Here is a 24,477-nt window from a genome sequence, read left to right as displayed (position 1 = left end):
GCCTGCACCCGGCTGAACGCTCCCGTAACATCGGCGCAAACTTGGCTCGGTTCATCAATCCCCGATGCCCTTGCTAACGTCGTAGGGAGGTAAAAGGTTGGAGGCCCGGAATGTTCGTCAAAGTGTGCGGCCTGAGCACGCCTGAATCCGTGCAGGCCGCCGTCGAGTCCGGCGCAGACGCCGTGGGTTTCGTGCTGACCAAGAGTCCGCGCCAGATATCGCCAGACCGCGCCCGGGACCTACTCGTCCATGTACCGAAAGGTGTGGCCGCCGTCGGAGTCTTCCGCCGCGAGACCGCCGCCGACGCCGTTGCGACAGCCCGCGAGGCTGGCCTGAAATGGGTCCAACTGCACGGCAGCCGCTCGCAGGAAGATGTAAAGACCGTGCACGACGCCGGGATGCGGCTGATCAGGGCGGTCACCATGGGTGCCGCGCCGGAGGAGTTCGAGGAGTGGGGCGAGGAACTCCTCCTGATTGACGCCGCTGTCCCGGGTTCGGGGGAGGCTTGGGACTTTTCCTCGGTTCGGAAATTCGCTCTGGGCGGGCGCCACTGGTTGTTGGCCGGCGGCCTGACCCCGTCCAATGTAGGGGCCGCAGCGCATGAAGCAGCAGCTTGGGGCGTAGATGTGTCCAGCGGCGTTGAGTCCTCGCGCGGGGTGAAGGACCTTGAGCTCGTCCGGGCCTTCGTCCGGGCCGCAAAAGCCTGACCCCACCCCGGACGCCCGCTCACTTTTGGTGCCTTTTGGCGCGATCCTCCTGCAGAAGTCATGAGCGTGCGTTTGCGGTTTGCCCCTCAAAAGGTAACGCGCGTCTGAGGGAGTCCAGGCTTCGAAAAACCATTGACAGCCGCGCTTCGAGATAAGATATTTAACACATCGGCTATTTAGCCAATGCGTTAAATACTAAGGCGCCAACGATGCCCACAGATCGGCTCAGCCTCATCTTCTCGGCACTTGCCGACCCCACCCGAAGGGCCATTCTCGCCCGCCTGTCGGAGGGTGAAGCCACCGTGAACGAGCTTGCCGAACCGTTCGACATCAGCCTTCCCGCCGTCTCGCGGCATCTCAAGGTCCTGCAAAACGCGGGGCTCATCAGCCGGAGCCGGAATGCGCAATGGAGGTCTTCCAAACTGGAAGCAGAACCATTGCGCGAAGCCACCGAATGGATGGACGAATACAGGCGATTCTGGGATGTCAGCTTCACCCGCCTCGACGCCCACCTACGCAAGATTCAGCACGATTCAAACGATCGAGGGGTCAAGCAATGAACACGGAACAGAGCACCACTGAACAGCACATCCTCACCATGACCCGCGACTTCGACGCCCCACGTGAGCTAGTCTTCGAAGCCTTCGTGGACCCCGAGCAGCTGGCTGCATGGTTCGGGCCGGTGGGCGTCGACTCGCCGCGCGACCGGATTGTCGTGGAACCCAGAGTGGGTGGCGTCTGGCAGCTCGTGATGACCTGGGACGAGGACGGTGCCACCAAGGAATCGCCTATTGACGCTGTCATCACCGCTTACGATCCGCCTGCGTTGCTGGTGGCCACCCAAAAAGCAGAGCCCGACGCCGGGATCACCCTTTTGCTCGAAATGCGCCTTGAGTTTGAGGTACTGGAAGGCAACCGCACCCGGCTTCACCTTACGCAAGGACCGTTTGACTCGGACGAATGGGTTGAAATGACTCGCGAAGGATGGGGGACTTCGTTCACAAAGTTGGACACCCTGTTGGTGCGGGAATAGCCCGGGCAACCAGCAAATGCCAGAAGTCAACTTGGAAGGTCGGAGGCCATTCGGGCTAGACTCCCACGGCGGGGACAGAATGCAATTGTTCCTCGGGGCCGAATGGCTCCGGGGACTGACCGCCAAGCAGAATGCGACCTTTGAAGATCCTTGCTAAACCTCTTAACGGCCCTATCCGATACCTGACGATCGCCTTCTTCGCCGCTCTGGCGCTGTCCGGCTGCTCCGCGCAGGGTGGGGGCAACGCCTCGGCTGGTACGCCGTCGCCCTCTAGCACTGACGGAACCGCGTCGGCCAGCGCAAGCCCAAGTCCATCGTCGGGCCCGTACGGGGGCTTCGCTTCGGCAGCCGAAATGTGTTCCACCGTCTCCCAGGAAGCCACGGGAGCGTCGTTGCTACCCATGTCTGCGGCGCAGGGAAAGACTGCGGAACTGGAGCAGGATAAGGCCGAGCTCACCGCAACCGCCGAGCGCGTCCCGGAAAGCTTCAGGGCAGATTTCACGAATTTCAAGGACACGGCTATCGCCGGCTTGCAGGACCAAACGGTGTACTCGAGCGGAAAGTTCGAAAAGGCGATGGCTCCCGTCACAACCTGGCTGAGCGTCAACTGCAAATAGGCCTTCGTCAGGGAAATCCTGTCGACGCTGACCGACTTTGGCCCCATATGTGAGCGGGCGTCCGGGAAAAGGGCCGCATAGCTGAGCGGGGATCGGAAGATCAGGGGTATTTCAGGGCGAACCCCTAGGCCGCGGCTGCGTCCCACAAGGGACAATGGAAACATGAAAACGTTGCTCAACATCATCTGGCTCGTCTTCGGCGGCTTCGTTCTGGCCTTGGGATATTTCATGGCCGGAATTCTCTGTTGCTTGATGATCGTCACCATCCCGTGGGGCATCGCGTCGTTCCGGATCGCCTCGTACGCACTGTGGCCGTTTGGTCGTATGGTCGTTGACAAGCCCGGGAGCGGGGGCATCTTTACACTCCTGGGCAACGTCATCTGGTTGCTGGTGGCGGGCATTTGGATCGCGGTCGCCCACGTGGTCACTGCATTCGCCATGGCCATCACCATCGTCGGGATTCCCTTGGCCATCGCCAACCTGAAGCTCATCCCGGTGTCGCTCATGCCGTTGGGAAAGCAGATCGTGCCGAGCAACCGTCCCTTCGTCAGCACCTACCGCTGACCCCGGGGTCCTCCTTGCGTAAGGCGCCATGGATTGTTCCGGAGTAGCGTAGGCGGTGTCTGCACTGCCTCCCTCGAAAGGAACAGTCCATGCCCGCCGCCAGGAACACTGTTGCCAAGAACATCGTCGCCACCCTCAAAGCCAACAACATCCAACGCGTCTATGGGATCCCCGGAGATTCGCTCAACGGGTTCACGGATGCCCTGAGGGAGGAAGACAGTATCCGCTGGGTCCATGTCAGGCACGAGGAAGCCGCGGCGTTGGCAGCAGCTGCAGAGGCGGGTCTTACCGATGAACTGGCGGTGTGTGCAGGATCCTGCGGACCGGGCAACCTGCATCTGATCAACGGGCTCTACGATGCCAACAAGTCCAGGGTTCCCGTGCTGGCCATCGCCGCCCACATTCCCAGCGAAGAGATCGGCAGCCAGTACTTCCAGGAAACCCATCCCCAAGAACTATTCCGGGAATGCAGTGTCTACGTCGAGCACGTCGCCCATGCTTCCCAGATGCCCAGGGTCCTGGAGATCGCCATGCGGACGGCGGTCGAGAAGCGGGGTGTCGCCGTCGTCGTGATTCCCGGCGATGTTGCCCTCGCGGAGGCGCACAGCGAGCGGACCGCGGTGATCCGCGCCGCCCGGCCAGAGATCCGCCCCAATAGCCGTGAGCTCGCGGAGGCAGCTGGCATGCTCAACGCGGCCAGCAAAGTCACCATCCTGGCCGGCGCCGGCGCCGCGGGTGCGCACGCTGAGGTCATGGCCCTCGCGGACGCGTTAGGGGCGCCGATCGTCCACGCGATGCGCGGCAAGGAACACCTGGAGTACAACAACCCGTTCGACGTCGGCATGACCGGGCTCTTGGGGTTCAGTTCCGGTTACCGTGCCATGGCGAGCTGCGAGGCCTTGCTCATGCTGGGCACCGATTTTCCGTACCAGCAGTTCTACCCGGAGAACGCCAAGATCATCCAAGTGGATATCCGGGGCGAGCAGCTCGGCAGGCGTACCCCGCTTGACCTTGGGCTCGTGGGCACGGTCAAGGATACGGCGGCCTCGCTCCTGCCCCTGATCGAACGCAAGTCGAAGCGTACCCACCTGAGCACCTCGCTCAAGCACTACGCCAGGTCGCGCGCTAAACTCGATGACCTCGCCTCTCCGGCGAAGGGCGGCCAGCCCCTCCATCCGCAGTTTGTGGGCAGGCTTGTGGACGAGTTGGCAGCCCCGGATGCTGTTTTCACGTGCGACGTCGGGTCCCCCACCGTGTGGGCCGCCCGCTATCTGACCATGAACGGTCGGCGGAGGCTTCTTGGCTCGTTCAACCACGGAACCATGGCCAATGCTCTATCGCACGGAATTGGTGCGGCTGCCGCGTATCCCGGCCGCCAAGTGGTTGCCTTGGCCGGGGACGGCGGCCTGACCATGCTTCTCGGTGAGCTGATTACCTTGGTGCAGAACAAGCTCCCCGTCAAAGTGGTGGTCTTCAACAACTCCTCACTGAATTTCGTGGAGCTCGAAATGAAGGCCGCGGGCTTCGTCAATTTCGGCACGGAACTGGAGATCCCGGACTTTGCGAAGCTCGCGGAATCGCTGGGCATCCGCGGGATCCGGGTGGACGACTCCTCCGGGCTGAAGGCGGGATTGGCGGAAGCTTTCGCCCACGACGGCCCGGCCCTGATCGATGTCCGAACGGCCCGGCAGGAATTGTCCATTCCGCCGGCGATCAGCGCTGAACAGGTCAAGGGCTTCACGCTCTACGCGATCCGGACCGTCCTCTCGGGCCGCGGCGACCAACTCATCGACCTCGCGAAGACCAACATCCGCCAGATTTTCTAAGGAGCGCCCCAAGCGCCGCCCTAATTAGCCGTCACGGCTCCGCTGCGCAGATCGAAACTGAAGCTGCGCTCCACGGCCCGCGCGCCGCCGTCGTACGCCACCGTAAAGGTCAGCTCAAGCGAGTCCCGCGCAAGATCCTCTTCGGTGACGGTGTACACGGGAGTGAAGTACAGGGCTTCCGCGCCCGGCGCGAGGTCGGTGGGCGGGAAGTCGGGGGCGTTCGCGTGCGGTCCGAGGAGTACGACGCCGGCAGCCGGCCGGGTGCCCAGATTGCGGGCGCGTCCGGTGAAGGCGAGGATGTCCCCGGCTTTGTAGCCTGGAATGATGGGGCCGTAGTTGAGGTCCTGGGCTTCGCGGGTACCGAGGACTTGGGCTTGCTCGGCGGAGTAGCCTTGGCCGACTTCCTTCCAGGTCTGTACGTCCCAATCGCCGGTGTTGTCCGGGGAGATGACGTGGAATTCTCCGGCGTTCCGCCACACCGTGGGCCGTCCGGGAGTGATGGAGCGCAGTTCCATGTGGAACTCGACGCCGGCGGACTGGGACTCGGTGGCGCCTCGATCCGGCACGCGAAGTTGCTCCGTCAGCTGTTCCACCGGCACGGAAACGAAGACGATCTCGCGGTAGCCCTGCCGTTCGTACAGGACGCCGATGTTCCCGTCCGGAAGCCGGGCAGCCGTCGAGTAAGCCGAGCTGCCCTCGCACAGCAGGAGCTTGGCGGGCCAAGTGACACCGTTGTCCGTGGACAGGCTGAGGACCGTGTTGCGGCGGAGCGAGGTGTCCTGGTTGTTGCTCGCCAGCAGCCAAGTGTCCGTGGCCCGGTTGCTCAGGGACGTCACGCTCGGCATTCCGTCGAAGCGGACCAAGGAACCATTGTCGCTCGGGTCCGGGAGGTCCTCTACCCGTTCCAGCTGACTCCACGTTTCGCCGCCGTCGTGGGAGGTCGCGGCCAGGCGTCGGGGCGTCGCGCGTGAATGCAGGAGGAGGCGGCCGTCGTCGAGGCACGCGACTTTGTTCTCGTTGGGGCCGATCCCTGCCGGACCCTTCCCGATCAGTGAACCAAGTGTCCAGTTCTCGCCGTGGTCGTCACTGTACGCGGAAGCTGCCAGGATTTCGCCGTCCACGAGCACCACGAATTGCTGCACCAGGCGCCCGGCGAACGGACCGGCGTGCAGCTGGATTCCCTGCCCGGCCGCGGCGAAGATCCCGGTGATGCCGCGTTCGCCACGGCCCAGCTTGACACGGCCCAGCTTGAGCTGCTCGGTGAGACGCCGGTGCTGCCAGGTGACGCCGTCGTCGTCGGAAAAGCTGACATCGCAATGCTGCACGTCGTCTTCCGGTTCCAGCCCGGCCACTGCCTCGAAGAAGCCCGCGTGCGTGCCTGCGGCGTGGAACATGAAGATCCGCCCGGTCTGGGCGTCTACCAGGAGGCTGGGGTCGCCGTAGCCATTGAGCCCGGAACCGCTGCGAACCACCCGCTGTTCCTCCCAGGTACGGCCGCTGTCCGTGCTGCGGCGGAGCAAGAGGTCGATCGGGTTGGGCAGGTCGTCAAGGTTCGGCCTGCCGTCGTAGGCGGCGAGCACTGTTCCCGCCGTGGAGACGGCCAGCGCCGGGATGCGGTATTGCCGGTAGCCTCCCGCGCCGCGCACGGCCAGGACGTGCTCGACGTCGGGACGGGCTGGGGGGAGTGCGGCGCCCTGGTCTTGGAGATAGGAGGTCATATGTCCATGATAGGAGGTGCCGCGGGGCGCGTAGGCTTGGCCATACTCAGGGCCTCCGGAACGCACCGTCCCTCAACAGGGCCACAGCGATCCCGGCGTCAAGTTCGGCGGCGATCTCGATGTCGTCGGGGTACCCGGCGCCGATCAGCTCCCGGCCGCTCGAACACTCTTCCAGAGCATCGCGGAGTCGGGGCTCGGAAGCATTGAAGACAGCCATCGCGGCCTCAGCCTCCGGAGAGAAACCTTCCTTGCCGTCTTCCGGGGTGAAGCCGCCCCGCCCCGCGGCCGCGAGTCCGGCGATGAAGGCGCCGGCCCCGATCTGATCCTCCACGGCGGGCCGGAGCGAACCGCCGGGCCAGCGCTCGCCGGCGGCGATCACCGCCACCACCGCCTCAGGGGGAAGTTCGGCCGCCACCCAATCCGCGGTGACGGCTGCGTTGCGCAGCGAGACGGCCGCGATGATTGGGACTTCCCGCGCGAGCTCGTAGGCAATCGATGAGCCGTTGGGCGATGGGAGCACCACGCGGTTCAGCGCTCTCGCGTCGCGAAGGCTCGACGGCGCGAGGCTCAGTCCGCCGCCTCCCCTCGTGCCCGCCAGCCGGGCGCCGTGATGCTTGGCGAAATCCTCGGCTCCGGCATCCTTCCAAGGGTAGGGGAACACGACAGCCCCGCGGTCGACGGCGACACTGACGCATGTGGTGAAGGAGAGGACGTCAACCACCACTGCAAGGTCGGCGCCGGACGCTATGGCACGGCCGCCGTCGAGCCCCCATTCAAACCTCACCGCGAACGGAAGCTGCCGGTGCACCGCCGCCGCCGTGGTCATGAAAGTTCGGCCTCCAGGTTACGGCGCGCGGCATCCAGCCAGAGACCCTGGGCTCGTTCGCTGTGGAAGAGCGGATCCAGGGCAAGCAATTGCCTGACCACCGAGGCCCTGCCTGAGGCAAAGTCGGCGTCACTGACGTGGGCATAGTCCTCGCGGACGGCGCTGAGGTAGCGGGCATATGCGGCGGGTTCTGCGCCGAGGATGGAGAGATCGGCGTCGCACAGGAGCGCGCCCGCGTGATCTCCTGGTTCGGGGCTGTGCGTGGAAGTCAGCCTGACGAGCCGGGCGACCTCGTCAACCACTGCCTTGGGAAGGCCTGCTATGGCAAGCCGGTCCTCGGCCAACGAGGCCGATTGTTCTTCGTCGTGCCCCGCGATTCCCTCATAGACGGCGTCGTGGAACCATGCGGCGAGGGTTACCGGGCGCGGGGTGAGCGCGGGCCCGGTGAGGAGGTCCAAAGCTTCGAGCACGGCCAACAAATGCGTGCGGCTGTGATACTTCCGGTGCCCTTCGCCCCAGCGTTCCAGGAGCTCGAAACCAAGCTCCTCATGCCCCGGAAGCGTTGAATTCCAGCGCTCCAGAAGGGGTACGGTGAGGGCTTTGCTCCGTTCCCGGGCAGGGATGCGCAAACCGCTCGCGATCAGCTTGCGGACCAAGATGCGGGCCTCCACGGGGATGGCACCGGCGGACAGGAGGTCCTGGTAGCGGCGCTCCGGGACGTCGTAGTGGTCGCCGTCGAAGGCTCGCCCGGGAATCCCCGCGGCCTTGGCAAAGGCGTGCAGTTCCGCAAGCGATGTGTCCGAGACGAGATGGGAGAACACCGTCCCGTGTGCGGGCCACAGCGGCGGATCCAGGTATAAAGCCATGGCCTGCGTCCGGGGCTACGAGTTCTTTTGGGTGACCGCCGTTTTGAGGGAGGCCAGGCCTTTTTCGAAGTCGCCGCCCACCATTTTGTCCATATTCATGAACAAGGCGAAGACTTTGCCGAGTCCCTTGTTTTCGCCGGTCATTGTCCAAGTGACGCGGGTCCCGTCGCCCTCCGGCACAAACGTGAACGCAGTCGGGTTGACGGCTTTCATCGGTTTGGTGAACTCCAGGCGGATGTCGATCTTGCCGGGTTCCTGCGAACCGACGATTTCCATGGTGCCCGTGCCCGCCTTGTTGTTGCCGCTCCAGGCGTACTTTGCTCCGACGCCGGATTCGTTGCCCGAGTAGCTGCGGCTTAGTTTGGGATCAACTGCCTCCCACGGGGACCATTTGGTCCATTCGTGGAAGCTGTTGACGAAGGGGAAAATGTCGGCGGGGGCAGCGGGGATCAGTGCATTGCGGGTGACCGTGAAGGGTGCCATGTGCATATCGTACGGCGGTTTGTCGAAGTCAGTGCGCTGCGTGCTATAGACAGCAGTTTCGCCGTAGGCAAACATGGACCGGGAGGGTCGCTTATGCAAAGTTGAGCATAGTAGACTCAACTTTGAGTAATCGTCATCTTCCCGAAAGGAGCTCTTCCATGGACGTTAAGTTCACCACCAAGAGTCAGGAGGCTCTTTCCGCGGCGGCCATGAACGCATCAACAGCCGGAAACCCGCAGGTGGAGCCTGCCCACTTACTCAAGGCGCTTATGGACCAGCGCGAGGGTGTCGCCGTCGCGCTCTTGCGCGCCACCGGCTCGGACCCGGATGCCGTGAGCGTGCAGGCGAGCTCAGCGATCAAGGCGCTGCCGTCGTCGTCGGGCAGTTCCGTGCAGCAAGCGCAGCTTTCCCGCCCCTCCATGCAGGCCATCCAGGCTGCCCAAAACGAGGCCGAGAAGCTCGGCGATTCTTTTGTCTCCACCGAGCACCTCCTCTTGGGACTCTCCGCCGGGAGCGACGCCGTAGGAAAGTTACTGCGCGACGCCGGTGCTTCCCATGAAGCGCTTCTCGCCGCCTTGCCGGGTGTCCGTGGCGACCGGAAAGTCACGTCCCAGGATCCGGAGAACACCTTCCAGGCACTGGAGAAATACGGCACCGACCTCACGGCCGTTGCGCGCTCGGGCAAGCTGGATCCCGTGATCGGTCGGGACAGCGAAATCCGGCGGGTCATCCAAGTCTTGAGCCGCCGCACCAAGAACAACCCGGTGCTGATCGGTGAGCCCGGTGTTGGTAAGACCGCCGTGGTGGAAGGCCTCGCCCAGCGCATGGTGGCGGGTGACGTCCCCGAAAGCCTCCGGGGGAAGACCCTGATTGCTTTGGACCTCGCGTCCATGGTGGCCGGAGCCAAATACCGCGGTGAATTCGAGGAACGCCTCAAGGCAGTGCTGGAGGAGATCAAGAACTCCAACGGGCAAATCGTCACCTTCATCGACGAGATCCACACCGTCGTGGGCGCCGGCGCTACCGGTGAGAGCGCCATGGACGCGGGTAATATGCTCAAGCCCATGCTTGCCCGTGGTGAACTCCGCCTGATCGGTGCCACCACCCTGGACGAGTACCGCGAAAACATCGAGAAGGACCCTGCCCTGGAACGCCGCTTCCAGCAGGTATACGTGGGGGAGCCCAGCGTCGAGGACACTATCGGTATCCTCCGCGGTCTCAAGGAACGTTACGAGGCACATCACAAAGTGGCTATCGCGGACTCCGCCCTGGTTGCTGCGGCCACGCTCTCCAACCGCTATATTTCGGGCCGCCAGCTGCCGGACAAAGCGATTGACCTCGTGGACGAATCCGCGTCCAGGCTCCGGATGGAAATCGACTCCGCTCCCGAGGAAATAGACCAGCTTCGCCGTGCCGTGGACCGGCTCACCATGGAGGAGCTGGCCCTCGAGCGAGAGACCGACGCCGCTTCGGTGGAACGCCTTGCCGCCCTCCGGGCGGACAAGGCGGACAAGAAGGAAGCTCTGGCAGCGCTGAACGCCCGTTGGGAAGCTGAGAAAGCCGGACTGAACCGCGTTGGTGACCTCAAGGCGAAAATTGACGAACTTCGCTCCGCGGCCGAAAAGTACCAGCGCGAAGGCGACCTTGAAGCCGCCTCCCGCATCCTCTATGGCGAACTGCCGGCCCTGGAGCGCGAGCTGAACGCAGCGGCCGAGGAAGAATCCGCCCGGGAAGCAAGGGGCGAAGCGAAGCCTGCCCTCATGGTGGCGGAAGAGGTAACAGCGGACGATATCGCCGAGGTTATTTCGGCCTGGACGGGCATCCCCGCCGGCCGCATGCTGCAGGCGGAATCCCAGAAGCTGCTGCATATGGAAGAAGAGCTGGGTAAGCGGCTGATCGGTCAAGCCAAGGCCGTGGCCGCCGTTTCCGATGCCGTCCGCCGCGCCCGCGCGGGCATCAGCGACCCCAATCGCCCCACGGGATCGTTCCTGTTCCTGGGTCCTACGGGCGTCGGTAAGACCGAGCTCGCCAAGGCACTGGCCGACTTCCTGTTCGACGACGAGCGCGCCATGGTGCGGATCGACATGTCCGAATACGGGGAAAAGCACTCCGTGGCCCGGCTGGTCGGTGCCCCTCCCGGATACGTGGGCTACGAGGAAGGCGGCCAGCTTACCGAAGCGGTCCGCCGCCGTCCGTACTCCGTGATCCTGCTCGACGAAGTGGAAAAGGCGCACCCCGAGGTGTTCGACATCCTCCTGCAAGTGCTCGATGACGGCCGCCTCACCGACGGCCAAGGCCGGACGGTGGACTTCAGGAACACCATCCTGGTGTTGACCTCCAACTCTGGCAGCCAGTTCCTCGTGGATCCAACTTTGGACGCGGCGGCTAAACGGGATGCGGTCATGGCCGTGGTCAACGCTTCCTTCAAGCCTGAGTTCCTCAACCGGCTCGATGAAATTGTGCTATTCGATCCGCTCAGCGTGGAGGAGCTCGCCAAGATCGTTGAACTACAGGTGGCCGAGCTGTCCAAGCGCCTGCGTGACCGCCGGCTCACTCTCGAGGTCAGCGAGGGCGCCCGGGCTTGGCTCGCGATGTCCGGTTACGACCCTGCCTACGGGGCACGTCCGTTGCGTAGGCTCGTCCAGCGCGAGATCGGCGACCGCTTGGCCAAGGAGATCCTTGCCGGGCATATAGCGGACGGTGACACAGTTTTCGTGGATACCGCCGCCGACGTCGATGAACTCACCATTGAGGGGCTTGAAGCGTTGTCAGTTCCTGGCGGCGGAGCCCCGGCGGGCAGCGGGCTCAAGGTGCGGCGGAAGAACTAGCTGGAGCTGGCGGGGCTACTTCTGGAGGATGGATTCCTTGAGCGTGTTTCCGGAGTTCACCACGATGAAGCAGTCCACGCGGCGATCACCGTTGTCCCAGCTGGAGGCGCTCGGGTAGACATTCTGCTGTAGGAGTGTGTACTTCGTGGAGGCCTCGTTGAGCATCACGTTACGGCAGATTTCGCGCCCCTTGTCACGGAGGGCAGTAGCGCCGGGGAAGGTGTCGTCCGCTTTGTAACGGAATATTGCGCCCAGCTGGGCGGAATGGTCGGTGGTGCAGTCGACAGCCCTGGACTTGGTGGCGTTGGAGTCGAAATCCGCGAAGCAATCGCCCAGCTGGTAGTCCCTCGCCTCCACGTCCGCGGGAAGGGGGCCGCGGCTGGTGGACGTGGCGGGTTCGGGAGTGGCGTTAGCCACAGGCCGGTTCGCGAGCGCGCCCACGAGGATCCAGATCACCACGCCGATGAGGATCAACACGGCCAGCACAATGCCGCCAATGATGAGTCGCTGCCGTGTCATGACGTCAAGGGCGGTTCGCAGCGGGGAGCCTTTTTCGGGAGGAACAGTGCTCCCCGGCTCGAGCCCGCCAGGTACGCCATTCTCGGGGTCGATGCCCGAAGCCGCCGGATCCTCGGCCCCGGAAGCAGGGTCTACCGGCGACTCATCGTCGCCTGTACCGTTGTTGCCCGGGAAGGTGTTGTCCTGGCCCATGTCCGAATTTGCGCCTCTCATGCGTGTGGCCCGATATTAGGGCGACTCTACCCAAGTTTTTCATGTCGGCGAATGATGATATGGCCAGCTGGGACTGTGACGCGGCTTTTACGAACGTCGTGGCAAGCAGTCACTCCAGAAAGCATGTAATCTAGACATACGACAAATTGACCAAACATTCCGGGGCCTCACCGATAGCCAAGGTGACCACCTCCGGTCCAAGTACAAAAGGGGGTCACGCCATGGGGCGCGGCCGTCAAAAGGCAAAAGCTACCAAGCAGGCTCGGGACATCAAGTACTACTCCCCGAACACTGACTATTCAGCCCTTCAGCGCGAGCTCACGGGGCCATCAAGTCGTGCGACGAGCCGATTCGCGGACGATCCGCCGGAGCCGGACTACTCGGCTTACGAGGACAAGTACGCGCAGGACTTGGAAGACGATGACGACGAGGTAGACACCCGCCGTATCGGATAGCTGTCGCAACTATCAGGTGCCTTTCGGCATCGCGTTGCGTACCGCCGTCGTACACGAGGTCATGTGGCATCCCCGGATGCCACTCATAACGATTTAGCCCGTAGGGCTCGCCGCGATTGGCGTGCCCTACGGGCCTTTTTCGTTCCCCTTTGCCGGACCAAGGTGTTTTCTGGGTTATAGGACAAAACGTATGTAAATCCCGGGCGTGTGATGTCCGTCCCGGGATCGTCTTCGCTCGGATGTCGGATTCTGCTCAATGATTCGAATGGACAAATTCCGGACCCGCGGACTCACGGGACCTGCAGCTTCGGCAAAGAGAATGATCCAGCAGTATCCGACCTGTCCATGTGCACCGTGACGGAGCTGGCAGCCGAATTCACCGTGAGCAGATCCGCCATCTCGCAGCACTTGTTGCTGCTGGAGGAGGCAGGCCTCGTTGCCGCCCGCAAAGAAGGTCGCAACCGCTTCTACCGCTTGGACAACGTCGGCATGAGAGAACTCCGGATGCTTTTTGAGCAGTTCTGGACCGCGGAGCTGGACATGCTCGTCGCTGACGCACAAACCTTCACCACCGTCGACCAGGCGTTCGAACTCATCACGCAGCCTGCACGCCTCCGCCGCTGGCAGACCGTTGCCGCACGCGTCGACTTGAGGGTCGGCGGCGAGTATCGCTGGACCGTCACTCCGGGCCACCACGCAGCCGGAACCTTCACCGAAATCGAACCGGGCAAGCGCGTGGTCTTCACGTGGGCCTGGGAGCAGCCAGAGGCCCCGGCGGACAACGTCTCCACCGGCGGTGACGTGCGTCAGTACCGCAGCCGACGCGCAGACCCAGACTCCGTGTGCCGATTTCACCGTGTCGCAGTTGCTTGACCACCTTGCGGGATCGATTGGCAGCATCGCCAAGGCCCTGGGCGCCGAAGTGTCGGTGGCGGATGAGCTCACCGATTACGTCGAGGTCCTTGCGCAGAACACGATCAGCGAGCAGGTCCGCGCAAGCGGCAGCTTCGCCCCGGCCCAGGAAGTCTCCGAGACGTCATCCAGCCTGGAGCGCTTGATCGCTTTCACGGGCCGGGCCGTCCACGCATAAGGGTTCCGGCGCCGCTATAAGCCGCTATAGAGAGGCCCGACGCGCGCTGGGCGGTTGTCAGTGTCGGACCCCCGTACTACGTTGAACGAGATACCCGCTGGCGCATGCCGGCTACTCAACGAAGGGATAGCAATGCCGCAGGTAGATAGCTACAAGCAGGGAACTCCGTGTTGGGTGGACCTGTCATCGTCGGACATTGAGGCTTCCAAGGCCTTCTATGGTGATCTGTTCGGCTGGGAATTGGATGCGATGGATGCCGGCAACGGCATGACCTACTACATGGCCAAGCTGCAGGGCCGCTATGTAGCGGGCATGATGCAGCAAATGCCGGACATGGCTGCGGCAGGAGCACCGTCCTACTGGGCCAACTACCTTGCCGTCGATTCCGTCGATGAGGCAGCTGAACGCGCGACGGCGGCGGGTGGCAACGTCCTGTTCCCGCCGGACAGCGTCCCCAATGGGAGCGGCCGCATGTTCTTTGCCGCTGATCCCACGGGTGCCCAGATTGGTTTCTGGGAGGCCGGAAGCCACCACGGTGCGGGGTTGGTCAATGAACCGGGCACGGTGATCTGGAACGAGCTGCAGACAAACGACGTCGCCAAGGCCGTGGCTTTCTATGAATCCGTGACGGGATGCTCCAGCGAAACCGCAGCAGCCGGCGATCTGCAGGAATACACCCAATTGCTGGTGGACGGGAAGTCCGTGGCCGGCGCCATGAAACAGCCCATGGAGGGTATGCCGCCGTTCTGGATGACGTACTTCAATGTTGCCAACGTGGACGAATCCATCGCGAAAGCCGTGGAGCTCGGTGCCCAGGTGTTCGCGCCTGCCTTCGATGTGCCCGGCGTCGGCCGGATGGCAGTTCTCGGCGATCCTGCCGGAGCGGGCTTCAGCGTGATGGCCGGCGAAAGCTCCTAAACAAATCGAGTGCCCACCCAACTGCCGGATCGGCAATTGGGTGGGCACTCGATTTGCGTTAAGAACCCTTAGGCGTAGGCGTTCACTAGACGCACGGCGCCGCCGTCGACGCCTTTGGCGCCCTGGACGTAGTCCGGGCCGCTCTTGTCCACTGACGCGGAGTCCGCAGCTACGGTACCCATCACCCATGACGGCAGTCCGCGCTCGTTGAGGCGGGCTACGGCGGCGTCAGCGATCTCCGGCGACACGATGGCCACCATGCCAACACCCAGGTTGAGCGTGCGCTCAAGATCAGCCAGGGGCACATTCCCGAGTTCGGACACGAGCTTGAAGATGGCGGGCAGTTCCCACGTGGCGCGGTCAACCGTGGCCACGAGACCCTGCGGCAGCACGCGGGCCAGGTTGGCTGCGAGCCCGCCACCGGTAACGTGGCTGAAGCCGTGCACGGCGCCGGCTGCGGTACCAATGCCGCTGACCGGGAACGCGCGGGCGAGGTCCAAACAGTCAGCGGCATAGACTCGGGTCGGTTCCAAAAGCTCTTCGCCCAAAGTGCGGCCGAGCTCGGAAACCTGACGATCCAGGGCCCACCCGGCGTGGTTGATCACACGGCGGACCAAGGAGTAACCGTTCGAGTGCAGGCCTGACGACGCCATGCCGATCACGACGTCGCCGGCGCGGACGCGGTCCGGTCCAAGCAGGGCGTCGGCTTCGACAACACCGGTAGCTGCACCGGCGACGTCGTACTCGTTCTCACCCAGCAGGCCCGGGTGCTCAGCGGTTTCGCCACCCACCAGGGCAGTGCCGGCAACGGAACAGGCGGCAGCAATGCCGCGGACGATGTCCGCGATGCGCTCGGGGACAACCTTGCCGCATGCAATGTAGTCGGTCATGAAGAGCGGCTCGGCACCCACTACTACGATGTCATCCACCACCATGCCGACGAGGTCGAAGCCGATGGTGTCGTGGATGTCCATGGCCTGGGCGATGGCAACTTTGGTGCCGACACCGTCCGTGGACGTGGCCAGCAGCGGCCTTTTGTACGTGAGCAGCTTGGAGACGTCATACAGGCCGGCGAAACCGCCGACGCCGCCGAGCACCGAGCTGTTGTGGGTCGCCTTGACGGCGTCCTTCATGAGTTCGACGGCGCGGTCGCCCGCTTCGACGTCGACGCCGGCGGACGCATAGGTGATGCCGGTTGCGTTCTCAGCGGCGGAGGATGCGGAGGTCATACAGACTCTTTCTTATCGGCGTCGGTCAGCAGGTTCTCAAACTCGGCGTCGGGTCCGGGGTCGCAACCCGTGGCGCCGGGCTTGTTGGCCGGGTCGTCCGAGTCTGCGTCTACGGCTTCCGTGGAAGTGCCCGACGCCGGCAGCCCGCCGAGGTCGGTGCGCTCAAGCAGGTTCTTGCCGAGTTTGTCCGAACCCGGAAGTGCGATGGGGTACCGGCCCGTGAAGCAGGCGGTGCAGAGGCGTTCGCGAGGCTGCTGGGTGGCGCCGATCATGCCGTCTTCGGAGATGTACGCCAGCGAATCTGCGCCAATGGCGTGGGAGATCTCTTCAATGGTGGCGCCGTTGGCGATCAGTTCAGCCCGCGAGGCGAAGTCGATCCCGTAGAAGCAGGGCCACTGCACGGGCGGGGAGGAAATCTTGATGTGGACGGCCGCGGCGCCGGCTTCGCGGAGCATCCGCACGATGGCGCGCTGGGTGTTGCCGCGCACGATCGAGTCATCCACAACCACCACGCGCTTGCCGCGGATCACGGATTCGAGGGCGTTGAGCTTGAGCCGGATGCCGAGCTGGCGCAGGGTCTGCGAAGGCTGGATGAACGTGCGGCCCACATAAGAGTTCTTGACGAAGCCGTGGGCGAACGGGATACCGGACTCTTCGGCGTAGCCGACCGCGGCGGGGGTGCCGGATTCCGGGACCGGGATGACGATGTCCGCTACCTGGGTGTTTTCGCGGGCCAGCTGACGGCCCATCTCCACGCGGGACTCATACACGGAACGTCCTGCAATCGAAGCGTCGGGACGCGCAAGGTAGACGTACTCGAAAACGCAACCGGCCGGCGTCGCATCCGCGAAGCGCTGGGAACGGACGCCGTTCTCGTCAATCGCAATGAACTCGCCGGGCTCGATCTCGCGGATGAAGCTCGCGCCGACGGTTGCCAGCGCGGACTGCTCCGAGGCGACAACCCAGCCGCGCTCAAGGCGGCCCAAGCACAGGGGGCGGATGCCGTAGGTGTCGCGGGCGGCGTAGAGGGTCCCTTCGTCCATGAACACGAAGCAGAATCCGCCGCGGATCTTGGGAAGCAGCTCAAGCGCGGTCTGTTCGAGGGTCTTGCCCTCTTCGCCTTCGAGGAGGGCGGTGACCAGCGCAGTGTCCGAGGTGTTGCCTTGCTTCATTTCTCCGGTCAGCTGGCCATCGTTGCGCTCGAGGATCATTTCCCGGAGTTCGGCGGTGTTGGTCAGGTTGCCGTTGTGGGCGAGGGCCACGGTTCCGGTAGCAGTTGCACCGAGGGTCGGTTGAGCGTTGGCCCAATGGCTGGCTCCGGTGGTGGAGTAGCGGCAGTGTCCGACGGCAAGGTGTCCCGTGAGGGTGTTCAGCGTTGTCTCGTCGAAGACCTGGGACACGAGGCCCATGTCTTTGTAGACATTGATGCGCTTGCCGTCACTGGTAGCAATACCAGCCGATTCTTGTCCGCGGTGCTGCAGCGCGTACAGCCCGTAATAGGTGAGTTTTGCTACCTCTTCGCCAGGAGCCCAGACCCCGAAGACGCCACAAGCGTCCTGAGGTCCTTTTTCGTCGGGGAGAAGATCATGAGAAAGTTTTCCGTCGCCACGTGCCACTGGTCAATTGTCGCATGATGTTGGCGTGGTATTTTCCCCCACGCGAGTTTGTGACCGGGATCCTAGGCTTCGGCGTCGTCTGCTGCGGGTCCGGGTACGGACTCCACGACCGCGCGTTGAGTGCGCCGTACGCTGACCTTGTCCAGGACGAGGGCTGCGATTGAACCTAGCAGGACTCCGCCGGCGGCAAACGAAACAAGGAAGAATCCGAAGACCGCCCCGGTGTCGAAACTCGCATCGCCGGGTATCCCGTAAGCCACCAGTGCGGCAACGATGATGCCGATGACCGCACCCAGGACCATGAACGGAACGAATTTCGGCGCGCGACGGACCGTGATCCCACGGCGCTCGGCGGGGCCGTCCTGCGCTGTGTCTTGTGACGTGCCGTCGGTGGCGTTCGGTTCCTCAGAAATCATGCCTTCCAGCCTACCGTTTCGAGACGCGTCGGGCTCGCGCGCCCAACTAGCTCGCAGTTGTTGTCGTTATGAAGCGTCAAAGCGACAACAACTGCGAGCTAGTTGGGCGGCCGACACGGAGGAACTAGCTTCCTCGGTACGTGGAGAAGGCGAACGGGCTGAGCAGCAGCGGCACGTGGTAGTGCTCGCCGGCGTCGGACACCGTGAAGCTCAAGTCCACCTCCGGGAAGAAGGTGTCCACTCCCTGTGCCTTGTAATACGGCCCGGTGGCGAAGCTCAAGCGGTAACTGCCGCCGTCGACCCTTTCAGGACCCAGATCCTTGATCCGGCCGTCCGCATCGGTGGTGCCGCGGGCAATGTGCCTCCAGTTATCGCCGTCGCGCACTGAGAGAACGACGGCGACGCCGGCAGCCGGGCGGCCGGAGCCGGTGTCCAGGATGTGGGTGGTTATTTGGGAAACGCTCATTTGCTAGGTACTCCTTCGCTGCGCGCGCTGGCTTCGCTGATCACACCGGCAAGGCGCAGCAAAGCGATGTCGCGCAATTGGCCCGCCACGATGGCGTCTTCTTCTTCGGCGGTGTGGTTGAGCCGTTCCTGGAGGGAGGCCAGAATTTCCTTGGCTGTCCGTCCCGCGGCGCGGATCAGGAAGACGCGGCCGAACTTTGCCTCGTACTCACGGTTGCCTTCCGCCAAGGCGCTGACCAGGCCGTCGTCGTTGGGATCCACGCCGGCCTGTTCCGAGCGGGACATCGCGGCTTCGGTGGTGTGGGCCTTGGGCCGTTCGCCGATCCGGGGGTGATGGGCCATCGCGGCCGCGACTTCGTCTGACGTGAACGGTTCGGCGGTTTCCCGGGCGAAGTCGAGCAGGGAGTCCAGGCTGCGAAAGGGGCGTGCATCCGCGATGTGCTCCACCCAGCGCTGGATATCGAGGCATGGGCGCAGGACGTCGATCGCGTCCGCACGGTCCACGCTGTTGAATATTTCAAGCTGCATGCTTGTTCATTCCTCGTGCGAGTGCTGGCATCCATGGTGTTGGCTATGCGGAACTCCGGCGATTTCCGCCGGATGGACTTGGGCGCCTGGGCTCCCCTAGTCTTCCACATCATGGAACTGTTATTTCAGCATACGTAATAGTCAATCCAAAGAGTACGGCGGTGTCAAGAGACTACCGCACCCCGGTCCTTCCTCCGCCCGAAACGCTCGTTACCTTTTTCGTAGCCCTTTCCTGGTGCAGGATATGGGTGTGTTGGCCTGCCGTCCCGGCATGATTGTGACGCTCTGTCGATGCATGATCCTGAGCGTGTTGTCACCGGGGCTTGGCAGGTGCCAGGGAGACCGCTAATAGGGGCAGGACAGTTTGGGATCGTCGTGCGTAACGTGGATGCCGGGCCCTGACACCGCTGACGGGCCGGCACTGGAGGATGACCCGCGACTGGAGGTGCCAGGTGATCAGAAACCACGAAACCGTTGACGTTTTCATTGGCTTGGACGTCGGCAAGGGCGAACACCACGCCGTTGCCTTGGACCGGGCCGGGAAGAAGCTGCTGGACCGGGCATTGCCCAATGACGAGGCCCGGATCCGTGAGATCCTGGCCGAGTTTCAAGGCCACGGACAGGCGTTGCTGGTCGTCGATCAGCCCGCGACGATCGGGGCGCTCCCGGTGGCCGTGGCCCAGGCCGCCGGCATGCCCGTCGGTTACCTGCCGGGCCTGGCGATGCGGCGGATCGCGGATCTGCACCCGGGAGAGGCGAAGACCGATGCCCGGGACGCGTTCATCATCGCCGACGCCGCACGCACCATGCCCCACGCCCTGCGCTCGGTCCAACTCGCCGACACCCAGCTCGCCGAGCTGAGCATGCTCTGCGGTTTCGACGATGACCTGGCCAAACAGATCACTGCGACTTCCAACCGGATCCGCGGTCTGCTCACCCAGATCCACCCGGCACTGGAGCGTGTTCTTGGCCCGCGCCTGGACCACCCTGCCGTGCTGGACCTGCTGCGGACCTGGCCCACCCCGGAGGCCTTGCGTCATGCCGGCCGGCGCCGGATCGGGAACCGGCTGGGAAAGCTCGCGCCCCGGATGGGCGAACGCCTCGCCGATGAGATCATCGAGGCCTTGGGCAAGCAAACCGTGGTCGTGGTCGGCACGAACGCCGCCACGATCGTGCTGCCCCAGCTCGCGGGCATGCTCGCCGCGTTCCACGAAGCCCGCGCTACCGTTTATGCCCAGGTCGAAGCCCTCGTGGAGGCCCACCCTCTTCACCACGTCCTGACGTCACTGCCGGCGGTCGGCGTCAGGACAGCAGCACGGATCCTCACCGAAGTCGTCGGGAAAGACTTCGCCTCAGCGGCGCACCTGGCATCTTACGCAGGCCTGACACCGGTGACCTGGCGATCCGGGACCTCCATCCGTGCCGACCGCGCCTCCCGGAAAGGCAACAAAGTCCTCAAACGCGCCCTCTACCTCTCCGCCTTCGCCGCACTGAAAGACCCGCTCTCGCGCGCCTACTACGACCGCAAACGAGCCGAAGGAAAACGACACAACCAAGCCCTCATCGCCCTCGCCAGACGCCGCTGCGACACCCTCTACGCCATGCTCCGAGACGGAACCCTCTACCAAGCACGAACACCCACAGCAGCTTGACAAAAAACATAGGGGCACGCTCACCTTTGACGCGAAATCCCGAAACGCTCGCTCACCTTTACTGTCTGGTGGAGAATGTCAGCACCAGCCAAAGGAGTTTCGCCATGCCAGAGGTCCTGACGTCCCGGTATCTCTTCGGACCCGGTCCCAGCAACTGCTATCCGGAGGTGACCGCCGCGTTGGCGTATCCGGTGATCGGTCACCTGGATCCGGTATTCATTCGGCGCCTCGACCGGACATGCGCCGGGCTCCGGACCGTGTGGGGGACCCGGAATGCCCGCACCTTGCCGTTGAGTGCCACAGGCTCAGGCGGGATGGAGGCCGCTTTTGTTAATACAGTGTCCGACGGCGATGTGGCAGTAATCGCCGTCAACGGCCTTTTCGGGGAGCGAATGTGCGAGGTGGCCCGGCGCTGCGGTGCCACGGTAGTGCGCGTCGACCATGAATGGGGCCAGCCAGTTGACGCGGAAAGAGTCCTCGCCGCACACCCGAATCCCAAGGTGATTGCCGCCGTCCATGCCGAAACCTCCACAGGCGTCCTGTCCGACGTCGCACCCCTTGGGGCCGGCAAGGGCGACGCCCTCTTGATCGTGGACGCGGTGACGTCCATCGGCGGGCTGGAGCTCCTGGCCGACGAGTGGGGGATCGACGTCGGGTACGCCGGGACACAGAAGTGCCTGGGGACACCTCCTGGATTGTCCCCTTTCACCGTGTCTGAGCGCGCTTTTGAGCGGCGCATCAAGGATCCGCGTTCGTGGTACCTGGATATCGGTCTTTTGGGTGGATATGTTGGCGCGGCGAGTGGCAGCCGGACGTATCACCACACAGCGCCAGTGACCATGATCGCCGGGCTCGAGGCCGGGCTTGACCGCATCCTTGCCGAGGGGTTGACCGCTGTCCAGGCGCGGCACCGCGCCGCCGGAACCGAGTTGCGGGAGGGACTTGAAGCCATGGGCTTGGAGCTATTTGCTGCCGAAGGCTCGCGCCTGCCGAGCCTCACCACTGTCAAAGTGCCCGCCGGCGTGAACTCGGCCGCCGTCCGCACTTACCTTCTGAAGAACTTCAGTATTGAAATCGGCTCTGGGGCGGGCCATTTTACGTCGACCGTTTGGCGGATCGGCATGATGGGTCCGAACGCGAACAGGGCATCGGTGAAGCTGGTCCTTGGTGCACTGGAAGAGGCGATCGCTAAGGCCTAACGCTCGCTCACCTTTAGGCGCCAATTCCCCCGACGCTCGCTCACCTATGGCCAAAAATGCGGGAACCCTCCTGCAGTTGGGTGTGTTGGGTGTGTTGGATGGGCCGGATGTGAGCGGCCGACGGCGCGATCGACAGTGCCGCGGCAACTGGCATGATGCCGATTGCGCACCGCGTCGTCGCCGTGCTAGCGTTCCGGTGATCGTGATCTATCGACAGGAGGTGAGACCCATGAACGCAGTATCCAGTATGGGTGCTCCCTGCAGTCCACGATCGCGCGACTGAAATAGTCGCCACCGGGAGCGCCAGATCAGGCAATTCGCGAAAGGCGACTCCCATGAACATAACAACACCTTTTTCAACTCTGAACGTCACCTCGACGGCGGCATCCGACCGCGCGCCGCTGCGCCTGATGGGCCACGGCGAGCGAGCCTTGGTCCTCGGGGGCGGCGGATCGACAGGCAACGCGTGGCTGATCGGTGTCGTCGCCGGCCTGTTCGGTGCCGGGCTGGACGTGACGACTGCCGATCTGACCATCGGGACATCGGCCGGCTCGACGGCGGCGGCCCAGATAGCTGGTGCAACCCCGGCCGAGCTGCTCGCAGCCATCCTGTCCGCAGTCTCCCCGCAACGGACCGGTCCGGTGGTCGGATCCGACCGAGGACGCAATCCTGGTAGGCCGGTGGTGGACCAGTTGGAGAGGATGAGCAGAATCATCGCCTCCGCTGAGGACCCGGTTGACATGCGCCGCAGAATGGGCGCGGCGGCACTCGATCTGGATGCGGCGTCGGACGGCTCCTGGTCGACACAGTGGCGCACTATCGTCGGCTCGCGGTTGCCCAGTCAGAGCTGGCCGCAACGAACAGTGCTCATCACGGCGGTCGATGCCCGGACAGGTGAGCCGGTAGTGTTCGACCGCCACAGCGGAGTCGGGCTGGCGGACGCCATCGCCGCCAGCTGTTCCAGCGGCCTTCCCTACCGGTTGGGGGACAACCGATATATCGACGGCGGCTACCGACGCAACGAGAATGCCGATCTCGCGGCCGGACACGAGCGGGTGCTGGTGCTCTCACCCTTCGGCGGCAGAACCCTGCATCCCTTGGACTGGGGCATGCAGCTCGCGGCGCAGGTCGACGATCTACGCGCAGGCGGCAGCAGGGTCGAGACGATCTTCCCGGAGAGCAACGCCGAGCACCTGTTCGGCGCCAATGCGATGGATCTGTCCATGCGTCCTGCCGCGGCCCGGGCCGGACACGAGCAAGGCAGAACCCTCGCCGAGCAGCTCGCCGAGTTCTGGTGCTGAGGCTCAAGCAACCAAGGGCTCAAGTAACCAGGCGGAACATGGTGACCGGTTCGCGCACATCGGCGGCGAGCGGCAACCGATCTGACGCTCGCTCGTCTTTGGCCAGAATATCCGGGACCCTCCTGCAGATAATCATCTGCAGGAGGGTCCCGGATATTGGCCTCATAGCTGAAGGAGGGTCATGCTGGAGGGGCTCATAAGTGAGCGGGCGTCGCGGGGGAGACGGGGGATCAGAGCCCGAGTTCGGCTTTCAGCTCTGCTACGTGGCCATCGGCCTTGACCTGGTACTGGGTCAGCTTGACCTTTCCTTCGCCATCGAGCACCACGGTGGAGCGGACCAAACCGTCAACTACTTCGCCGTTCACGAGCTTCTCGCCCCAGGCACCGTAGGCCAAGGCCACTGCGTGGTCTTGGTCGGAGAGGAGCGGGAAGGTCAGGGCGTAGTCCCCGGCGAAGCGTGCGATCTCTTCCGGGGCGTCGGGAGAGATGCCCAGGACTTCGTAACCGGAAGATTGGAGGCTGGACAGACTGTCCCGGAAGTCGCATGCCTCGGTGGTGCAACCGGGGGTGGCGGCTTTGGGGTAGAAGTACACAATGACGTTGCGCCCGCGATAGTCCGAGAGGGAGACCTTTTGGCCTTCGGAGTTGAGCAGGGAAAAATCGGGGGCCTGGGTTCCGGCTAGGAGCTTCTGGGTCATGTTGCGATCCTTGACTTGTCGGGCAACCGCCGTGGCCGGCGATCAATCTAAAGGTTTAACGGTCTGCCTAGATGCAGTATTCCGCGGGTCCGCGGACTGTGGAGCCAGGTCCGGGCACGAACTGGTAGCCGTCTCCACGCACTGTGGCGATGACATGACGGGCTGAGCCCAACTTGCGCCGGACGCGTCCAACATACACGTCGATGGACCGGAATGCCGCGCCGGGACAGTCAAGTGACTCCAAAAAACGTTGCAATTCTTCACGTGGAACGGCCCGGGACAGGTTCTCCACGAGATAGCGCAAGAGGCTGTGCTCCATCGCCGTGAAGCCGACAGGGACGCCATCCAGCAGGACAGTGTCTGCGGCGAGATCCACTGCTACGGTGCTGCGCCGGCCGGCCCGGGCGTTAGCCAGGACAACCGGTGGGTTGACAGCGGCGGGGCGGCTTTCGCCGTCGGACGTTGCAGCTCCGGCGGCGGGCCAAAGGAGGGCTTCGGCCCCCGGAACAAGTTTGCGGGCGCGGGCCAGGACCGCTTCAGCGGCCCGGGCCCAAACCTCAGGATCGATGTCGCAGCCTTCACCCGGCTGTACCCACACGGCCAGGCCGCGCGGGTACAGCCCCGGCCGAGCCACGGAAGCTGGCTGGTGCCGCGAGGCGTTGAGCCGGGCGGGAAGTTGCCCATACGGGGCATGGACGTTGACGGCCATG

Annotated in this window: 25 protein-coding genes and 1 pseudogene; 14 read left to right on the top strand and 12 right to left on the bottom strand. The window is 63.9% G+C overall.

What is annotated here, in order from left to right:
- The first annotated feature begins 110 nt into the window (after positions 1–110).
- From A3M3_RS0105625 to poxB, 6 genes are all read left to right on the top strand, one after another.
- Positions 111–707 carry a phosphoribosylanthranilate isomerase gene (locus A3M3_RS0105625; RefSeq protein WP_028265529.1) on the top strand — a complete coding sequence of 199 codons (597 nt, stop codon included), beginning with the start codon at positions 111–113 and terminating at the stop codon, positions 705–707.
- A 209-nt stretch (positions 708–916) separates the two neighbouring features.
- Entirely contained in the window at positions 917–1,267 is a 351-nt protein-coding gene (locus tag A3M3_RS0105620; RefSeq protein WP_028265528.1) for an ArsR/SmtB family transcription factor, read from the top strand.
- Positions 1,264–1,740, top strand: a complete 477-nt coding sequence (locus A3M3_RS0105615; protein ID WP_035741388.1) for an SRPBCC family protein — start codon at positions 1,264–1,266, stop codon at positions 1,738–1,740. The genes A3M3_RS0105620 and A3M3_RS0105615 overlap by 4 nt, the downstream gene beginning before the upstream one ends.
- 140 nt (positions 1,741–1,880) lie before the next feature.
- On the top strand, positions 1,881–2,357 hold the full coding sequence (locus A3M3_RS0105610; protein ID WP_035741387.1) for a hypothetical protein: 477 nt from the start codon (positions 1,881–1,883) through the stop codon (positions 2,355–2,357).
- A 162-nt stretch (positions 2,358–2,519) separates the two neighbouring features.
- The gene (locus A3M3_RS0105605) at positions 2,520–2,921 is read left to right on the top strand and encodes a YccF domain-containing protein (protein ID WP_028265525.1); all 402 of its coding nucleotides are present in this window, start codon (positions 2,520–2,522) and stop codon (positions 2,919–2,921) included.
- 89 nt (positions 2,922–3,010) lie between these two features.
- Entirely contained in the window at positions 3,011–4,747 is a 1,737-nt protein-coding gene (gene poxB / locus A3M3_RS0105600; protein ID WP_028265524.1) for a ubiquinone-dependent pyruvate dehydrogenase, read from the top strand.
- Positions 4,748–4,767: 20 nt separating this feature from the next.
- Here the strand turns inward: poxB and A3M3_RS0105595 are convergent, their stop codons facing one another.
- Genes A3M3_RS0105595 through A3M3_RS0105580 form a run of 4 tightly spaced genes read right to left on the bottom strand, consistent with a single transcriptional unit; the run spans position 4,768 to position 8,640 of the window.
- Positions 4,768–6,465 carry a sialidase family protein gene (locus A3M3_RS0105595; RefSeq protein WP_028265523.1) on the bottom strand — a complete coding sequence of 566 codons (1,698 nt, stop codon included), beginning with the start codon at positions 6,463–6,465 and terminating at the stop codon, positions 4,768–4,770.
- Between the two features lie 46 nt (positions 6,466–6,511).
- Entirely contained in the window at positions 6,512–7,291 is a 780-nt protein-coding gene (locus A3M3_RS0105590; protein ID WP_028265522.1) for a 2-phosphosulfolactate phosphatase, read from the bottom strand.
- Complete coding sequence (locus A3M3_RS0105585; RefSeq protein ID WP_028265521.1) at positions 7,288–8,157, bottom strand: DUF4031 domain-containing protein; 870 nt, start codon at positions 8,155–8,157, stop codon at positions 7,288–7,290. The genes A3M3_RS0105590 and A3M3_RS0105585 overlap by 4 nt, the downstream gene beginning before the upstream one ends.
- Positions 8,158–8,172: 15 nt before the next feature.
- Positions 8,173–8,640, bottom strand: a complete 468-nt coding sequence (locus A3M3_RS0105580) for an SRPBCC family protein (RefSeq protein WP_028265520.1) — start codon at positions 8,638–8,640, stop codon at positions 8,173–8,175.
- A 158-nt stretch (positions 8,641–8,798) separates the two neighbouring features.
- Between A3M3_RS0105580 and clpB the strand changes: the two genes are divergently transcribed.
- Complete coding sequence (clpB, locus tag A3M3_RS0105575) at positions 8,799–11,468, top strand: ATP-dependent chaperone ClpB (protein WP_028265519.1); 2,670 nt, start codon at positions 8,799–8,801, stop codon at positions 11,466–11,468.
- Between the two features lie 15 nt (positions 11,469–11,483).
- On the opposite strand, the gene A3M3_RS23890 is transcribed toward clpB, so the two are convergent.
- Positions 11,484–12,200, bottom strand: a complete 717-nt coding sequence (locus A3M3_RS23890; protein ID WP_081736702.1) for a septum formation family protein — start codon at positions 12,198–12,200, stop codon at positions 11,484–11,486.
- 221 nt (positions 12,201–12,421) lie between these two features.
- Here A3M3_RS23890 and A3M3_RS0105565 point away from each other — a divergent pair, with 221 nt between their 5' ends.
- From A3M3_RS0105565 to A3M3_RS0105550, 4 genes are all read left to right on the top strand, one after another.
- Positions 12,422–12,655, top strand: a complete 234-nt coding sequence (locus A3M3_RS0105565; protein WP_028265518.1) for a DUF3073 domain-containing protein — start codon at positions 12,422–12,424, stop codon at positions 12,653–12,655.
- Positions 12,656–13,000: 345 nt separating this feature from the next.
- Complete coding sequence (locus tag A3M3_RS28740) at positions 13,001–13,528, top strand: SRPBCC domain-containing protein (protein WP_051422949.1); 528 nt, start codon at positions 13,001–13,003, stop codon at positions 13,526–13,528.
- Positions 13,512–13,745: a hypothetical protein gene (locus tag A3M3_RS28420; protein ID WP_028265517.1), complete on the top strand. Its 234-nt coding sequence runs from the start codon at positions 13,512–13,514 to the stop codon at positions 13,743–13,745. Before A3M3_RS28740 ends, A3M3_RS28420 begins: the two co-directional genes overlap by 17 nt.
- Before the next feature lie 132 nt (positions 13,746–13,877).
- Positions 13,878–14,663 carry a VOC family protein gene (locus A3M3_RS0105550; RefSeq protein ID WP_028265516.1) on the top strand — a complete coding sequence of 262 codons (786 nt, stop codon included), beginning with the start codon at positions 13,878–13,880 and terminating at the stop codon, positions 14,661–14,663.
- Positions 14,664–14,731: 68 nt separating this feature from the next.
- On the opposite strand, the gene purM is transcribed toward A3M3_RS0105550, so the two are convergent.
- The 5 genes from purM to uraD form a co-directional block, all read right to left on the bottom strand.
- The gene (gene purM / locus A3M3_RS0105545; protein ID WP_028265515.1) at positions 14,732–15,892 is read right to left on the bottom strand and encodes a phosphoribosylformylglycinamidine cyclo-ligase; all 1,161 of its coding nucleotides are present in this window, start codon (positions 15,890–15,892) and stop codon (positions 14,732–14,734) included.
- Complete coding sequence (purF, locus tag A3M3_RS0105540; RefSeq protein ID WP_028265514.1) at positions 15,889–17,508, bottom strand: amidophosphoribosyltransferase; 1,620 nt, start codon at positions 17,506–17,508, stop codon at positions 15,889–15,891. The genes purM and purF overlap by 4 nt, the downstream gene beginning before the upstream one ends.
- Positions 17,509–17,570: 62 nt before the next feature.
- Positions 17,571–17,924 (bottom strand): hypothetical protein, encoded by a 354-nt coding sequence (locus tag A3M3_RS0105535; RefSeq protein WP_051422947.1) that lies wholly within the window; start codon positions 17,922–17,924, stop codon positions 17,571–17,573.
- A 124-nt stretch (positions 17,925–18,048) separates the two neighbouring features.
- Entirely contained in the window at positions 18,049–18,390 is a 342-nt protein-coding gene (gene uraH / locus A3M3_RS0105530) for a hydroxyisourate hydrolase (RefSeq protein ID WP_028265512.1), read from the bottom strand.
- A complete protein-coding gene (gene uraD / locus A3M3_RS23880) occupies positions 18,387–18,917 on the bottom strand; it encodes a 2-oxo-4-hydroxy-4-carboxy-5-ureidoimidazoline decarboxylase (RefSeq protein ID WP_051422946.1) in 531 nt (176 codons plus the stop codon). Before uraD ends, uraH begins: the two co-directional genes overlap by 4 nt.
- Positions 18,918–19,305: 388 nt before the next feature.
- Here uraD and A3M3_RS0105515 point away from each other — a divergent pair.
- The 3 genes and pseudogenes from A3M3_RS0105515 (at position 19,306) to A3M3_RS0105505 (ending at position 23,069) form a co-directional block, all read left to right on the top strand.
- A pseudogene (locus A3M3_RS0105515) lies at positions 19,306–20,569 on the top strand (IS110 family transposase).
- Positions 20,570–20,673: 104 nt separating this feature from the next.
- Positions 20,674–21,768: a pyridoxal-phosphate-dependent aminotransferase family protein gene (locus A3M3_RS0105510; protein WP_028265511.1), complete on the top strand. Its 1,095-nt coding sequence runs from the start codon at positions 20,674–20,676 to the stop codon at positions 21,766–21,768.
- 335 nt (positions 21,769–22,103) lie between these two features.
- Complete coding sequence (locus A3M3_RS0105505) at positions 22,104–23,069, top strand: patatin-like phospholipase family protein (RefSeq protein ID WP_028265510.1); 966 nt, start codon at positions 22,104–22,106, stop codon at positions 23,067–23,069.
- 230 nt (positions 23,070–23,299) lie between these two features.
- Here A3M3_RS0105505 and bcp read toward each other — a convergent pair whose 3' ends face one another.
- Positions 23,300–23,767 carry a thioredoxin-dependent thiol peroxidase gene (gene bcp, locus A3M3_RS0105495; RefSeq protein WP_028265509.1) on the bottom strand — a complete coding sequence of 156 codons (468 nt, stop codon included), beginning with the start codon at positions 23,765–23,767 and terminating at the stop codon, positions 23,300–23,302.
- A 67-nt stretch (positions 23,768–23,834) separates the two neighbouring features.
- Positions 23,835–24,476, bottom strand: coding sequence for a winged helix-turn-helix domain-containing protein (locus tag A3M3_RS0105490; protein WP_028265508.1), 642 nt, complete (start codon positions 24,474–24,476; stop codon positions 23,835–23,837).
- Between the last annotated feature and the right edge of the window lies 1 nt (position 24,477).

Origin of the sequence: Arthrobacter sp. MA-N2, assembly GCF_000517125.1 — a bacterium.
GTDB lineage: Bacteria > Actinomycetota > Actinomycetes > Actinomycetales > Micrococcaceae > Arthrobacter > Arthrobacter methylotrophus.
The sequence above is the reverse complement of the archived record's forward strand: the minus strand, read 5'-3'. Positions and strand labels throughout refer to the sequence as shown.